We start from the raw sequence: 14,298 nt of genomic DNA on the forward strand, positions 1-14,298 counted from the left end.
ATCCAGTTTTTTCTAAATCTTTATCCATTCAGATTTTCTCCCTTTTTTTAATTTCTAAATTTTTTCGTTTCATTCCTTTTTTCTATTTTTAGGAGATGCATCGTGCTCGATGATGTGCTTCGTAATATGACTTTGACAGTAGATGGTCGAGGTTACGCAGGCAATATAGAAGAACTTGTTCTGCCTAAGTTAAGTTTACAAACTGAGGAGTTACGCAACGGCGGCATGGATGCGCCGGTGGACATTGAGCTGGGTATGGAAAAGCTCGAATGTGAATTTACGCTTACACGATTTAATCGCCACTCGCTGACCCTGTTTGGTGTGTTTAGCGGTGAAACCCAACTCACTGCCAGAGGTGCGGTGGTGTCCGATAACGGCCAAACGCAAGCAGCAGTCATCAATATGCGTGGCCTGGTGCGAGAGCTGGACATGGGTACATGGAAGCCGGGAGAGAAATCAACCAACAAGTTTATGGTATCGCTACGCTACTACAAGCTTGTCCTGGATGAATTCCCGATTTACGAAATCGATATTCCCAACTTTGTCCGAAAAGTGAATGGCGTCGACCAGCTTGCCAAAATGCGTGCTGCGTTAGGGCTTTAAATTTTATCTCTTTCGCAATGTTATCTTTCTTTATTGCACATCTCGGAGGTCAATGTATTCTGAGTACCGGTGACGTTAACGATGCGCTTATGACGTTCACACTCCCACTCACTTGGCTTATACATTTTGCTCCAAGCTTGCATTAATTGTACTTGCTGTTTTGATAACCTAAACCCATACCGCTCTTGCATGTATAGGTAGGTTCTCCCAATCATACCTTTTGCATGGTTGGGTGGCTGAACTTTACGTTCCTTGAAATCTACGATCATGTCGCATGAACCGTATTGTGTTGGCGTTCCGTTCCAGTCAGTAAAATTGAAATTTGACCGGTCGCCATTGATTTCGCCTATAGCCGGTACGAGGTTGTGAAGATCCGCCTCCATGATTTGGAATTGTTTATCTTTCTTACAGTTCTTACGTTTGCCCTGCTGCCAACATTGAAGCTGATGGCCGAATTGCCAAGCAGGGACAATATGTTCCCATTCGATCCTATTTGCTCGCTTCTCCTGCTTGCGAACATCATAGCCACATTGCTCAAGCTGTGGTATTCCTTTGTTTCCATACCATGTGATGGGGCACTGGCAATAGAAGCTTATTAAGTGATCATTGTAGATTTTTACGGCCACTTTTTTGGCTTCAGAAAAAGAAGAAGGCGGTTTTGCTAATGCCGAGAATGGTACGGTAAGTAAGAAAGATATAACCAAGAAGAGCTTCATCGTAGTGTCTTTGCCGCAAGTAGGAGCGACCCTCATATTGAATTATGTAACGTTAGAATGATGCCAAAAATATCAAGCTAAAGCCATTAGCATCTGATAGACCGTCCCTCAGAGTTTTTGCATTTGTATCAGTATACTACTCGAAACCGAAGTTCCATGATTTGATGGTTGTATCAGAGTTCAGAGATCCGATAAGTAGTCCAAACCAAAATGTTGGTCGTGAGTCTACTCTTTCTTCGCACTATTCAGTGTGTAAGACCAGTTTATATCTGTAAATATTTTAATTCATTTGTCTTATCAGTCATTTTTGACTGACCTTCAGTATCTGAGATACCCAATTACACGGTTTGTTCAGTCCATTTTCTTTTCAATTGTTTTTCTTTTTTATGGAGCCCTCTCATGGAAACATCGCCTTATTATGTGATGAAGCCAACCACTTTTCAGAAACAGAAAGTGCGTATTGGCCACCGGTTGGATTTAACCGAGTCGCAAGCACGACCGCTTATTCATGGTGGATTTTTAACAAACGATGTCAATGCGTCCCGTTACATTGCTGAACTGACGCATGAACTAAAAAACCTGACTTATGAACTGGGGATTGTGCAAGAAGAACTTAAACAATCTGAAGCAGAGTTAGAAAGTTTAACGCAATCGATTAAGGCGAAAGATGCACCGACCAAGGAGGATAACTAATGGCAGCACGCACTCAAACACCGGTTGCTCGAACAGAAGTGACCTTGCAATTTCCGATATTTTTTGAGGGAAAAGAACATACACAGATTTTGATTCGACGCCCGAAGGTAAGGGACATGCTCGGTGTGGAAGACAGTACGTCCAATGACGCCCAAAAAGAAATCGATTTGTTTGCCAATCTTTGTGAATGCTCGCCGGATTTAATTACTGAACTGGATATGTTGGACTACGCCAAGTTACAGGAAACCTATCAAGGTTTTTTATCTTCAAAGCGCAAGACGCCCGTAAAGCGTTAGTTGCGATTGCCAGTCACACGGGTTGGGGACTCTCCGAACTTCTAGAGCTAGAAGGCGAGGAAGTGTTGAAGTGGTTAGCGGTGTTGCCCAAATCGTGATAGCGACTTTATTTGGTTCTGCTTTTCTTTCTATTCAACTTGTTACTTGTATTTTTGTTATACGTGTCGTGTAAGAGTGTGTGATGGCTTCTCAGTTTAACGTTGCAATCTCTATTGGTGCGACACTGGGAAAAAGCTTTAAAACCGTCACGCAAGGTTCACAGGGGCAACTCAATAAACTCGGCGATAGCATTCGCAAAGTGAAGGATCAACAACAGGCGATTCGTAAGTTCGATCTGGATTCGACTCGTGTCAACGAAGCGAGAATTGCGTTTGCTCAAGCAAGCCAGAAGGTCAAAGACCTGCGGATGCAGGTGGCAGCTTCCAAAAATCCAACCAAAACATTACTCAATCAATACGCTCGTGCTCAGGAACGCAGCAATCGGTTGTCGGATGCATTAACCCGGCAGCGACGACGATTACAAGAAAGTCGTCAGGCCATGACTGGGTTGGGCTTGTCGACCCAGAATCTACGGCAACAAAATAAACGCCTGGGTGCCTCTGCTGACCAGTTAAATCAAAAATACCAACGCCTCGGCAATACCCTAAAAACGCAGCAACAGTTGCGAATGAAACGGGATCAAGTGCGTGGGGATCTGTTTGATGCTACGGCGATGGGGTTTCTTGTTTCCCGACCACTATCCACTGCAATGGATTTTGAAGACTCAATGGCCAAGTTGGGCGCATTGACAAAAGATGCGACCGAGGAACAGTTAACGGTATTAAATAAGGAGGCACAAAAACTAGGTCGTACCACCCAGTTCACCAGTTCTCAAACCGGTGATGCAATGGGGTTTCTGGCAATGGCTGGGTTTGATGCTGATGAGATTAAACAATCCACTGGCAATGTGTTGCAGCTTGCACAAGCATCGGGGGCGGATCTTGCGACCACAGCGGATATCGCGTCCAACATTATGTCGGGCTTCAATATTCAAGCTTCCGAAAGTCAGCGAATTTCTGATGTATTAACCAAAACGTTCACCAGCTCCAACACCACATTACAGATGCTCGGTGAAACCATGAAATTTGTCGGACCGGTGGCGGCAGCCACCAATACGGATCTGGAAGTCGCCGCCGCAATGGCCGGGAAACTTGGCGATGCGGGTATTCAAGGTTCGATGGCCGGTACGGCATTACGAACCATGCTGCTGCGCTTGTCTGCTCCACCGCGAATGGCGGCTGATGCTTTGGAACAATTGAATATTGTGACCAAAGACAGTACCGGTAATTTACGTTCTTTCCCCGAGCTGTTAAGAGAAATAAACGATGCAACATCCGAAATGGGAACGGGTGATCGAACGGAAATGATTAAACGGATATTCGGTACAGAAGCGGCGTCTGCTGCCGCCGTATTAATGGATCAGGCGGGCAAAGACAAACTGCAATCGTTTATCGCCATTCTTGGTGCATCGGAAGGAACGGCACAGCAAGTTTCACAAAAAATGAGCAACACCACCCGAGGCGCATTAAAACGATTGGGCAGCGCGTTGGAAAGCATCTCCATTGTTGTCGGTGGATTATTTTTACCTGCCATTGCTGCGGTGGCCGATGTCCTTGCGATAGTGGCGTCCGGGGTATCGTTGTTTGCGGAAAAGTTTCCGCTATTGACGACAGTGGTGGTGGGCGCGACCGTGGGCATTATTGGTTTGCGCATCGCCACCATTGCCAGCACCTGGACGTATCTATTTATGAAAAGTGCGTTGCTGGGGGTTAACACCACCTTTGGCATCACAGCCATGTTAACCAAACTCAATCAAACTGGATTACTGCGTTTAAATGCTATCGCCAGTTTAACGGCGGTGCGCACAGGGCTAATGACGGCGGCACAGTGGGCGTTAAATGTCGCCATGACGGCTAACCCCATTGGTCTCATTATTGCCGGTATTGCAGCACTCGGGGCAGCAGGGTATTTTCTGGTTACCCGGTGGGATACGGTTAAAACCTTTGTGATGGATTTTTGGCAAAGCCTAAAAGAAAAAACCAAAAACGCGGTGGGGTTTTTAATTCGATTTATCGGGAAATTACTTGATCCCTTTGGTCTACTCAAAAAGACCATCCAATTTGTTGGTGCGCTTTTTAGTGGTAACGATTCGCCAGAAATCAAACTGGGTGCGTCATCAAATATCTCGACTCTGGATGATGTTCAGCAGCGCACAGTCAACGCCGCCAAAACCGCGTCTCAGATTCAAAACTCTACCCAAGTCAACGCTTCAATTGTGGTTAATCCCGCGCCGGGGATGGACGAGCAAAAGATGGGCGAAAAAATGAAATTCATGTTGGAAGAGGAAATGCTTCGCGCGCAAGCGGATCAAAGAGGTGCGCTTTATGATTAATATGCATTCTTAATTGTATCGCGAAATGCAGTAATAAGTGCTTGATTGTTCAGTGAAAGGAAGCGTTCATGAACGCATCAAAAATAAAACAGGAAAGTAAAATGATAAAAAGTCACGCAATAGCCAACACGCAAGACAAAACAAAATATAGCACCTTCGTTGTATATGAATTTACATGCGATCATCTGGATGGGTTTGAGTTAGAACTCATTCAGGCGTCGATTCGACGATACTTAAATATGGTCGACCGAAGCGATGTTTGTACGCTTGTGGTGTTGATTGATTTGGAAAACAATGCGGATCATGCAGAAGACTGCAAATACTCCCTTGGCTATTATCGAGAGTATGACGAAGATACGGAGCGCTATCTTTGGACTATCGATCTAAATTCAACTATTGATTCATCTGAAAAACACTTCAGTATGAAGTGCGCGCTAGTAGATGTGAAAATGTAGGTCTACCATTCTCCCCAGAGGAAACTTCTCTGGGGATAACACCAAGCCTAAATACAAAACGCTCTCTGATAGCCGACTATATTACCCCCGTGTGTGCCGCAGTGTGGCCAGCGGGGCGACTTCTCTTCTTTCTTTGTATGTTTTCCAAAGGATTGAACTTTACGCCTAAAAGGGCGGGTATTTACTTTCAATCTTTCTTGCTTTAGCCGTTACGAATTGACTTGATTAACCTTCAGAACGAAGCGTTCATGTGTGCAAATAAACCAGATGGAGAAAACCATGAGCGATAAACACTTTACGGTATACGAAATTCATCATAAAAATTTGGAGGGTGATGATATAGCGATGTTGACTGAAATCGTTAGATCAAAAATTGAGTTAGGAGAAGTCAATCATTTCACTGATTTTACTGTTTTGATCGATTTTGAACTTGCCGTTCCCGATATGGATAACCCAAAGTATTCTTTGAATATTTTCACCGGGTGGGAAGAGGACTTTATGCGCTATTGTTGGACTGCGAGACTAAAGAATATTGACTCCAAATTGGAAGAGCGCGCTTTTGAAATGATCTGCTCTTTGGGTTAATGAGCCGCCACATGGATGTGGCTAATCTGTCTTCTTTATTCTTGACTTCAATTCATGATGAAGCGTTCATGGTGTTGATTAAACAATATGGAGTAAACATAAATGAAAGCGATTTTTTATAAAAAGAGTCTGCACGATTCCACATCCTTGGCACGTTTAGATTCAGATGCGCGAGATGCACTTATTAACTGGTTTATGATTTTTTCTGGAATGATGGAGGATTTGCATGCTCGGGCTTGTAAGGTAGATCTTTCTGACGTCGAATATCTACAAGGCTTTGATTTGGACGAGTATTGTATAATTGCAAATCGAGAATCGGATAATAACATTTCTGGTACAGTTTGGACTGGCTTTCTTACATTTAAAAATTCATCTGAAAATATGGTTTATGGCCGTATTACCTGTCAAATAGCATCCTAATACCTTAACGCCAAGCATTCCGTGCTTGGCATTTTTCCGTTTTATTTAAACATTATGAGTCAAGTGATGATGGCCCTAGGGCCGAACTATCGATTTTCCATTCAAACCGCTGCCTACCAACAACTCAAAATTACACGCAGTTTTCAGTGGGTATCTCAAGAACGAATATCAGAACGTCCAGCGAATCAGTTTATCAGCTTAGGTGAAAAATCACTGTCGCTGTCGGGGGTGATTTATCCCCACTATCGCGGTGGCCTAAAACAAATTGACGAGCTGGAGAAAGAAGCGGAGCAGGGAGTGCCTTTGCAGTTAGTCGATGGGTTGGGGGACGTTTGGGGACTCTGGGTGGTGCTATCGCTTGCGGATACCCGTTCCTTTTTTCTCCAAAACGGACAACCCCAAAAACAAGAGTTTGAATTATCACTGCGTTTTTATGGTTGGCAAATTGAAAATCGTCCCAGGAACTAAGTCTATGCAATATCGCACGCAAGAGGGAGATAGACTGGATCAAATCTGCACATGGTTCTACGGATTGAGCCGACAACATGTTGAAAATGTATTAAGCGTGAATCCTGGCCTCTCGTATTATGGTCCGCGTCTTCCATCGGGGTTGCTTATCGAACTTCCCGAATTTGATTCCAAAGCTCACGATCACCCTTCACCTATTCGGTTGTGGGATTAGCACTTAAGGTTTTCCACTTTTTTCTTTTCCGTTATTTCTACTATTTATTTTTACTTAGGAGGACACATGGCTGTCTATAAATATTGCCTGGATGATCACTACCACCACGCAACCGGTATCGCTATCCCAAAAACGGTCGAGTTTCATGATCAAAATGGTCAGTTGCGCATGCTGATTAATCAGCAGGGCGTGATCACGATTTATAAGAGTTATGCCTGGGATGGGTGTTCCCCCAAAATTAAAATATTTGATGTGGGGTATCTGGGAACGCCAGACGGGGCGCTACATGATATTACTGGCAAGCCCAAAACTTATTACGCTTCGCTAGTGCATGATGCGTTGTGTCAGTTTCTTGATCATCCGAATATGCCGTTTTCGAAATCCGTCATTGATGCACAGCTACTGATGCTATTACGTGAATCGGAATTCAGCTTGTCCTGGGTGTATTTTATCGTGGTGCGGGTGCTAGGCGGAGTGTATGGATGGTTAAAGCAAGCCTTATTTTAATATTTCTTTTCCTTGCTTTGCTCCTAAGTATCACTGAACTGGTCTGGTTCTTTCTCTGAATACGTGTGTTATGACTCCAGATTTTCGCTTAGAAGCCAACGATGACGATATCACCGAACTGATTCGCAAGCGCCTCATTTCTCTTCGTGTAACCGATGAGGCGGGCATAAAATCCGATGCGCTGGAAATTCAATTGGATGATGAGGGCAGTCATATTAATTGGCCGGAGACGGGCGCGGTACTGACCTTAAAGCTTGGTTACAAAGAAACCGGCTTATCCAAACTCGGATTGTATTCGGTCGATGAGGTGGAATATTCCGGTCCTGTGTTGCGGATGACGATTCGCGCAAAAGCGGCGGATATGCGCAAAACAATCAAAGCACAAAAAAAGCGGTTTTGGGAAGACACAACATTGTACGATGTGGTGAAAGCCGTCTCACCGGACGATTTAACACCGGGTGTCTCCCAAGCTTTACGAGACATTGGTTTTACTTACTTGGAGCAAAATAACGAATCGGATTTGCATTTTCTTACGCGTATCGCCAACGAAAATGGTGCAGTGGTCAAACCCACCAATGGCTATCTCATTGTGGCACCCAAGGGGGAAACCATATCCATTTCCGGTCAGTCGCTTCCTGTGACAATTATTCAGCCAAGTATTATCAAACGCTTTCGTTTCACCCAGGCTGAAAGAAATAAGTATGCCTCGGTCATTGCCTATTGGCAGGATACTGATAATGCAGAGAAACAACTTGTCCGAGTCGGCGAGGACGATCCGTCATTTGGCTTGCGGCATACATATCCCAATATTGATGAAGCGAAGCGAGCTGCTGCCGCTAAGTTTAAGCAGTTACAACGTGGCCTGGGTAATTTGGAATTAACCTTACTGGGCAACGCGGACATTCAAGCCGAAAGCCGAATTCGATTAGAAGGGGTGAGGCCACCCATTCAGGGCGAGTATGCCGTGACTCGAGTTGAACATACTTTCTCATCAAGAGGGTTTATCACCACCTGTTCGGCGGAAATACCCACCAGCTAGAGCCGTATGCTAAGCTGATACTGAGTGAGCGGAAAGGGATGGTTATGGCAATTCAGTACACGATCATTGACGAGCTGGAACTCGTTGTAACCAAGGCCGGTGGTGTCTTTACTGATGAAGAGCTAGTGGGGCATTTTACTCGCATAGTGGATGACCCCAAATTTAATGCAGAGTACTTTCGACTCACCGACCTTCGACAAGTACTTGAGTTTAGAATCACCAAGGAGGGAATTCAGGAAGCCGCTCGGCGTGTGCCTTTCGACAGCCACTCCATGACAGCGCTAGTCGCATCAGATTCTTTTGATAAACAGCTCGCAACTCTATGGGGCGTGATGGCGACCCACTCAAACGCCTACTTTTTTATTACCCACCAGTTTATCGAAGCGTTGATCTGGCTTGGTCTGGAAGCCAAGGAACAAGCGATTCGATCCTACCTAAATTCCCTCAATTGATTCCCATTTTTTTATGCTTACTCAGTCTATTGATAACCCGTAGTTAAGTGATTGTGCGAAGTCTGGTTGTGCTAATCTTCCCAATAGGGGAGTTGGCAAACTATGACGATTGAATACACTATCCTGGAAGACTTGGAACTGGTTGTGTCCCGAGTTTACGGGACATTTACTAACGATGAACTGTATAACCACTTCAGTGTTCTGGCATCAGATCGACGTTTTTGTCCACGCTACTCGTTACGCTATGTCTCTCAGATGCAAGTCACACCGGATGGGATTAAACAAGCGGCAAAGCGTAAACCTTTTGATAGTCTTTCGGCAACGGTGTTGTTGATTCCCTCTTCCTATGAAAAAGGTATGGCGCATTTTTGGGGGGTGCTTTCTACCTCATCCAACGCGTATTTTTACGTGACCGATAATGTTGATGACGCACTAGAACGGCTTGGGATTAGTGCAAAAAAACCGAATATTGAGCCACACCTCTATTCCCCATCCAAACAATCTGCACCTTTATAATTCTCGCTTCCTCAATATATACGTTACGGCAGCCCTTTGCCTTTCTAACCTTGAAACATGCTTTCATTTGGGAAGCGTTTTTGTAAGATCGCATTTGCATTATTCATCAATCGCAGTGAAAAATAGGACAATATGGCACCATTGTTATCGCTATCTTCCTGATTCGGTGAGGGATCTAAACAGAGATCGATTAGCTGACAAAAATAGAGTTTTGTTTCTGAGGGGGTGGCAGTTTTAGTCAACGGATGCTCCAGCCACTGCATACACAGATACTCGAAGTCACGCAGTAATTCGTTGACCGCTTCGTCGTCAATACCATATTCGTTTTCTCTGTTTGATATGGATTCTTTGTTCTGCACCGTATCTGGCCTTGATTTAATATGTAAATAATTAGAAAAATATATATTTATTAGTAGTCACTATTATTTAATTGGGTAATTTGATTATTCTTTGAAGAGTGTTGAATTAGTATCTGTATTTTTTGATTGGGGCTTTTCAATACTTTACTTGTAACCGAAGACGCAAGATTAAGACAAAACGAAAGATATATCGATAATACGTGATAAACCTAAAATAAAAAAAGTCCGCCACCAGGAGAGGTTCTTCATATGGCAGACTTAAGACAACCCTCGGTATTTGAGCCCTAATTACATTGGAGAGTGATTCTCGAGGATTGTTGAAAAAGGGGGGTATGTCTAAGGAATGTTAGTTTTGATCTTTTAGTCTTATCGGAGTTTATCCAGGGGCGATAACAACACTCCGGAAGACCATTCCATGACTGTACTAACGGAATGAGGTCGTTGTCTTCGGGGTTAAGAGTAATGGTTTGGATATACTCTAAGTCAGGGTCGTACCGCCAAAAGTATTGGCCTGTATTGGAGTGTTTATCAAAGACAAATCTTGCTTTGTTATATTTTCCATAAAAGGTATCATTCCGTATATTGTTGAACATATATCGTAAAAAATCGACATCGCCTTGTTTGACTCTACGTTGATCAATTTTGTATGAATTAGCACCAGTAGTTCCCATTCTGAATATCTCTCGTCCTGATCTTTTAAAAAGCACATCAATAAAAGCATATCTGTATGAAATCCCCTCATTTTCAATAATCAACCAATTGCTGATCAACTTTGTTTGGCTTAGAATTGATTTTTGCATGCTCTGTCTCTCTGACGATTCAGTGAAATATGTGAAGTGGATGTTTAGTTGCTATCCCTATTGTTCTTCAATCTTTTCCCCATAGTCCCTTCATAAAGTAATTTCTCAAGACTGATTTCCTCTCCGTCTATTGTTTTTTTTCCTTTTACAAGTTGATAAACAAAAATAACATTTGAGGGAGGAACCCATCCCTGCTTGACCCATTGTGACGCTGCGCTTGTACTGACATTGCATGCTTCTACCAACGCCCGCTGTTTTTTAATGATCGACATTACCTTGTTAAATTCGGTTCGTATTTCTTTAAATCCTTGCATAATTTAAGTCTTTATAGTCCTTTGTTTTGACGCGCTATTCTTTTGTGTGGCGCAAAATGTATCTGAATCTACTAACGCCATATGGCTGATATAGTTACATTGGGAAAGTCCGTAATAACTATGTTGGAGCTAGTATGAAAGTGAACGAAATATGGCTAAATGATCATATGTATCGCTACTCAGTCTATAAGAATCATCAAATTGAATTCCCCTTAGGTGTATTTCTTATAGGGAATCTACAAGAAATTGAGTCGGTTGAATTTTTTTCCGAGTATTTCTCAAAATATCTAAATTTGTATGTGGTGGAAGTTCCCGGTACTGGATTAACAAATCCTCTTTCGGCGACATACTCCATACAGGAGCAGGCAAAGTTGCTCAAAGAATTCTTAATAAGAATGGGAATACCATACGCACACTTACTTGCATTTTCATATGCAACGCCAGTTGCCTTAGAGCTTTGTCTGGCATGGGAAAACATCATTACTTTGTCTATGTGTGGTGGTATGGCAGGCATTCCCGAGCCCTCTAGGCTAGATACAATGGCAATTTTGGGCGATGCGATTCGAAATCGTAAAAAGTTTGCAGATGCTTTTATTGATGGGTTAACTGTTGAGGATAAAAGTATTCCCAGAGGTAAAGCTATTTCACGCAGCGCGCGACAAAAAGTACATAAATACACGGAAAACCAAATTAGATGTTTCTGTGAGAATACCGTAAGAATTCTTTCATACAGTCCTTCTGATTTATCGAAAATTGATATTCCATGCTTACTTTTCATTGGGAAAGAAGACCCTTATGTTACCGAGAAAAATGCACTAGATTTAGTCAATAAGCTACCATTTTGTGAATTTGAAATGATTGAAAATGCTGATCATTTGGTTCACTTAGAGTTTCCAGAGAAAACAGCAAATCTTATGGTAAAGCTGGCAAAAGAATACTCTGGACTTTCATCTAAAAGTGCTCAAATTCAAACTGTAATAGTGGCTTAATTGATGAAGGTAATAATGAAATAAACAGGGGGAGAAGACAAATTAAACGAGGGAGTATCTTTTTGTTAGTAATTTACACTCATTTTAACGAATCATTCTAATCTGAGTGGAGTGTAGATTTGCCATGTTGGAAAGGATGCCAACAAAGTGTTTTTTATGACTTTGTTCAAGATGTTTCATTAAAGCAACAAGTTTTGTTTCTCTTATGTGTTGTACTTTTCTCATTGTGTGGAACTGAGGGTAGGTGGCCATACTTGAGGTAAATGGCATTGCATCGGTTAGCTTAAAACCAAGTTTTAAACGCGCAGCTATGTCTACAGGAAGAGGAACGGGATTCTCCGGGTTTTCACATTGTTTATAGCGATAGGTAGATAAATTTAGAATCTTTGCGATTGTTTCAATGCTCAAGCTGTTTGTTTTTCTGAAATTGTAAAATGCGAGCGCAACGGATCTATAGTAATCTTCTGCAAACTTGTTGATGCAAATGGATTTGGGAAACAGGAAGTCATTATCGTCGTAATCTTCGAGTGATCCATATTTTTCTCGAATACTTTGAATCAGCAAATTTGCTTCATTTTTCTGGCTTGGAGATAAGTATTCGTATAAGAAATCCAATAATAATCTGTATTGTTTTTTGGGTAGTATTCCGCAGTGAATCATAGCTTCAACGGACTCTTCATCCATTCCTCTATATGATTCTCTGATTTTAAGCCCTCGATAAAAAGATGGCATCGGTACCATCGTTAACCAGCTAAATGCTGCAACCATATGCAGTGGGCGCATCTTAAGGTAGCTGGGCTGCAGATATTTTTTCCATGTGGTCAGCGATATGTTGTCAAATCGAGATTCTAATGTGTTGAAATCCCATTTCTGAATTTTCCTAATATAAGACATCGACATAGAAACTGCGACATTTACATCGGATAGCATGGCATTGATGTGTTCGAGTTCGTTATCACTTACAGGTTCTACTAACTCCAAGGTAGCTTCTCCTCACAAGTTGATCGAGAATTTTTACTGCATTTCGAAGGGGTGTGGATGCTAGCTTGCAGTAAAAGTCATCGTCAACTGGAATTATTGATGGACACAAAATTTTGTTAAATTTGGCGTTTATCTCCTTATCTTGCTTGATTGCAGGTGTGTTAGTTGAAATTGTCTTTCATTGGTATCGGTGTGTTTTCTCTATTTTTTTGATTTGTAAAATTTATTAGGTTTAAAAGTTCGACGATTTTCATAAATTATTTTTGATAAAATATTAGCTGTTAAGGTTTTTGTGGAAAGTAATTGCTTTGCAATTATTGTATGACGGTTGGTTATTGAGATTACTTCTCGTTTAAAGATGTAATAAAGTTTCTCTGGTTTATTGTACTTTCATTATTGAACCCATGTTCAAGTATAAAGAATGTTGTATTGAATGGATTTCCTTTAAATAATTCATTTTTAATGCGTGAATAAAAAGTAGTCAAAAGTTAAGCTGAGATTGATAATTTTCATAAAACGATATAATTTGTATTATAAGGTATTGCTGATGTTTATATATTTGTTTAAAGTCGAGTTGTCTTGGAAGCTGACTTGGTTTTTATCAGTTACTAAGTAATATAATCTGTTTGGCGTAATAATTTTTGCGAGCCATATCGCGCCACCTAGTTTATTATTTTTATATTTTTTTAAAATACACACTTTTTCTCAAACACAAAAAGTGTGTCAATCAGGGTGATAGGATATTGGGGTTGGTTAAATAGCTAACATACCTGTTTATGTTCTATTGGTATTTGGTCTAGGGATGGATGTGTTTTTAAAAGCAATTGTCGTATTCCGCGGTTTTTTTCTGCCAGTGAGGGTTGGATATAGCTCTCATATCTTTTCTGCTAAGGGACGACATTATTCTAACGCATTTCTATTGCCTATTTTGGCTAATAAAAACTTTATAAGCTATTCCCGCTTAATGGCTATTTACATGAAATGAATGTAGTGTAATTTTCATCTCTCCTGGTGTTACTGGATTTGTTTTATATAGAGTGAAACTACGAAGAAAAGTTTTGTATTGTGTAGATGGCATAGAAACTATACGTTTTTTTGTTTTATATTTTGTAATGAATAGTTGGTTTTTTAACTATAAGTTTGTGATTTCTGGTTATTCTTTATGTGTTTTCAACACCATATGTTGTTTTTGAGGTGTAATATGTTTTTTATGAAAAATAAGCTATTTCTTGTCGTTTTTTTGATTGGTTTTTCTGCATTCTTGTACGTGTATCTTATCGGTGGGGAGTCCGATGTTCATAAAAAAGACATCGCCGAAAGCGAAAAAAGTGAGCTTTTAGATGTGCCTGATTCGTTAGAAGAAAAACTTATCTCCACGTCTGTAGAAAGAGATTCGTTGTACCTCTCCATCTCAAAGCAAGATGTTGATCAGGGTAATAAATAACAGGTTTTTAAGGGAT

At 41.5% G+C, this 14,298-nt stretch carries 19 protein-coding genes; 15 read left to right on the plus strand and 4 right to left on the minus strand.

The annotated features are described in order from the left end of the window. Positions 1–102: 102 nt before the first annotated feature. A complete protein-coding gene (locus tag P5V12_RS05145) occupies positions 103–603 on the plus strand; it encodes a phage major tail tube protein (protein ID WP_316956190.1) in 501 nt (166 codons plus the stop codon). 20 nt (positions 604–623) lie between these two features. Here P5V12_RS05145 and P5V12_RS05150 read toward each other — a convergent pair whose 3' ends face one another. Then, positions 624–1,319, minus strand: coding sequence for an endonuclease (locus tag P5V12_RS05150; protein WP_316956191.1), 696 nt, complete (start codon positions 1,317–1,319; stop codon positions 624–626). A gap of 399 nt (positions 1,320–1,718) precedes the next feature. Between P5V12_RS05150 and P5V12_RS05155 the strand changes: the two genes are divergently transcribed. From P5V12_RS05155 to P5V12_RS05210, 12 genes are all read left to right on the plus strand, one after another. Then, positions 1,719–2,012 carry a hypothetical protein gene (locus P5V12_RS05155; RefSeq protein ID WP_316956192.1) on the plus strand — a complete coding sequence of 98 codons (294 nt, stop codon included), beginning with the start codon at positions 1,719–1,721 and terminating at the stop codon, positions 2,010–2,012. Continuing rightward, positions 2,012–2,308, plus strand: a complete 297-nt coding sequence (locus P5V12_RS05160; RefSeq protein WP_316956193.1) for a phage tail assembly protein — start codon at positions 2,012–2,014, stop codon at positions 2,306–2,308. Before P5V12_RS05155 ends, P5V12_RS05160 begins: the two co-directional genes overlap by 1 nt. A gap of 181 nt (positions 2,309–2,489) precedes the next feature. Continuing rightward, complete coding sequence (locus P5V12_RS05165) at positions 2,490–4,739, plus strand: phage tail tape measure protein (protein WP_316956194.1); 2,250 nt, start codon at positions 2,490–2,492, stop codon at positions 4,737–4,739. A 68-nt stretch (positions 4,740–4,807) separates the two neighbouring features. Next, the gene (locus P5V12_RS05170; protein ID WP_316956196.1) at positions 4,808–5,194 is read left to right on the plus strand and encodes a hypothetical protein; all 387 of its coding nucleotides are present in this window, start codon (positions 4,808–4,810) and stop codon (positions 5,192–5,194) included. A 279-nt stretch (positions 5,195–5,473) separates the two neighbouring features. After that, the gene (locus P5V12_RS05175) at positions 5,474–5,779 is read left to right on the plus strand and encodes a hypothetical protein (RefSeq protein ID WP_316956197.1); all 306 of its coding nucleotides are present in this window, start codon (positions 5,474–5,476) and stop codon (positions 5,777–5,779) included. A gap of 102 nt (positions 5,780–5,881) precedes the next feature. Beyond that, entirely contained in the window at positions 5,882–6,199 is a 318-nt protein-coding gene (locus tag P5V12_RS05180; RefSeq protein WP_316956198.1) for a hypothetical protein, read from the plus strand. A gap of 66 nt (positions 6,200–6,265) precedes the next feature. Further along, positions 6,266–6,667: a phage tail protein gene (locus P5V12_RS05185; protein WP_316956199.1), complete on the plus strand. Its 402-nt coding sequence runs from the start codon at positions 6,266–6,268 to the stop codon at positions 6,665–6,667. Positions 6,668–6,671: 4 nt separating this feature from the next. Beyond that, positions 6,672–6,881: a tail protein X gene (locus P5V12_RS05190; protein WP_316956201.1), complete on the plus strand. Its 210-nt coding sequence runs from the start codon at positions 6,672–6,674 to the stop codon at positions 6,879–6,881. Between the two features lie 66 nt (positions 6,882–6,947). Beyond that, positions 6,948–7,388, plus strand: a complete 441-nt coding sequence (locus tag P5V12_RS05195; RefSeq protein ID WP_316956203.1) for a hypothetical protein — start codon at positions 6,948–6,950, stop codon at positions 7,386–7,388. 70 nt (positions 7,389–7,458) lie between these two features. Continuing rightward, positions 7,459–8,427: a contractile injection system protein, VgrG/Pvc8 family gene (locus P5V12_RS05200; protein ID WP_316956204.1), complete on the plus strand. Its 969-nt coding sequence runs from the start codon at positions 7,459–7,461 to the stop codon at positions 8,425–8,427. A 44-nt stretch (positions 8,428–8,471) separates the two neighbouring features. Next, on the plus strand, positions 8,472–8,879 hold the full coding sequence (locus P5V12_RS05205; RefSeq protein ID WP_316956205.1) for a hypothetical protein: 408 nt from the start codon (positions 8,472–8,474) through the stop codon (positions 8,877–8,879). A 102-nt stretch (positions 8,880–8,981) separates the two neighbouring features. After that, entirely contained in the window at positions 8,982–9,395 is a 414-nt protein-coding gene (locus tag P5V12_RS05210) for a hypothetical protein (protein WP_316956206.1), read from the plus strand. Positions 9,396–9,439: 44 nt separating this feature from the next. On the opposite strand, the gene P5V12_RS05215 is transcribed toward P5V12_RS05210, so the two are convergent. Together P5V12_RS05215 and P5V12_RS05220 are read right to left on the minus strand one after the other, a co-directional pair. Further along, entirely contained in the window at positions 9,440–9,754 is a 315-nt protein-coding gene (locus P5V12_RS05215; RefSeq protein WP_316956208.1) for a hypothetical protein, read from the minus strand. Between the two features lie 844 nt (positions 9,755–10,598). Next, a complete protein-coding gene (locus P5V12_RS05220; RefSeq protein WP_316956209.1) occupies positions 10,599–10,868 on the minus strand; it encodes a hypothetical protein in 270 nt (89 codons plus the stop codon). 134 nt (positions 10,869–11,002) lie between these two features. On the opposite strand from P5V12_RS05220, the gene P5V12_RS05225 reads away from it, so the two are divergent. Further along, on the plus strand, positions 11,003–11,857 hold the full coding sequence (locus P5V12_RS05225; protein WP_316956210.1) for an alpha/beta hydrolase: 855 nt from the start codon (positions 11,003–11,005) through the stop codon (positions 11,855–11,857). A gap of 84 nt (positions 11,858–11,941) precedes the next feature. On the opposite strand, the gene P5V12_RS05230 is transcribed toward P5V12_RS05225, so the two are convergent. Beyond that, the gene (locus P5V12_RS05230) at positions 11,942–12,838 is read right to left on the minus strand and encodes a hypothetical protein (protein ID WP_316956211.1); all 897 of its coding nucleotides are present in this window, start codon (positions 12,836–12,838) and stop codon (positions 11,942–11,944) included. A 1,210-nt stretch (positions 12,839–14,048) separates the two neighbouring features. Between P5V12_RS05230 and P5V12_RS05235 the strand changes: the two genes are divergently transcribed. Further along, the gene (locus P5V12_RS05235) at positions 14,049–14,282 is read left to right on the plus strand and encodes a hypothetical protein (RefSeq protein ID WP_316956212.1); all 234 of its coding nucleotides are present in this window, start codon (positions 14,049–14,051) and stop codon (positions 14,280–14,282) included. Positions 14,283–14,298: the final 16 nt, after the last annotated feature.

This window comes from Teredinibacter sp. KSP-S5-2, from assembly GCF_032773895.1.
Taxonomy (GTDB): domain Bacteria; phylum Pseudomonadota; class Gammaproteobacteria; order Pseudomonadales; family Cellvibrionaceae.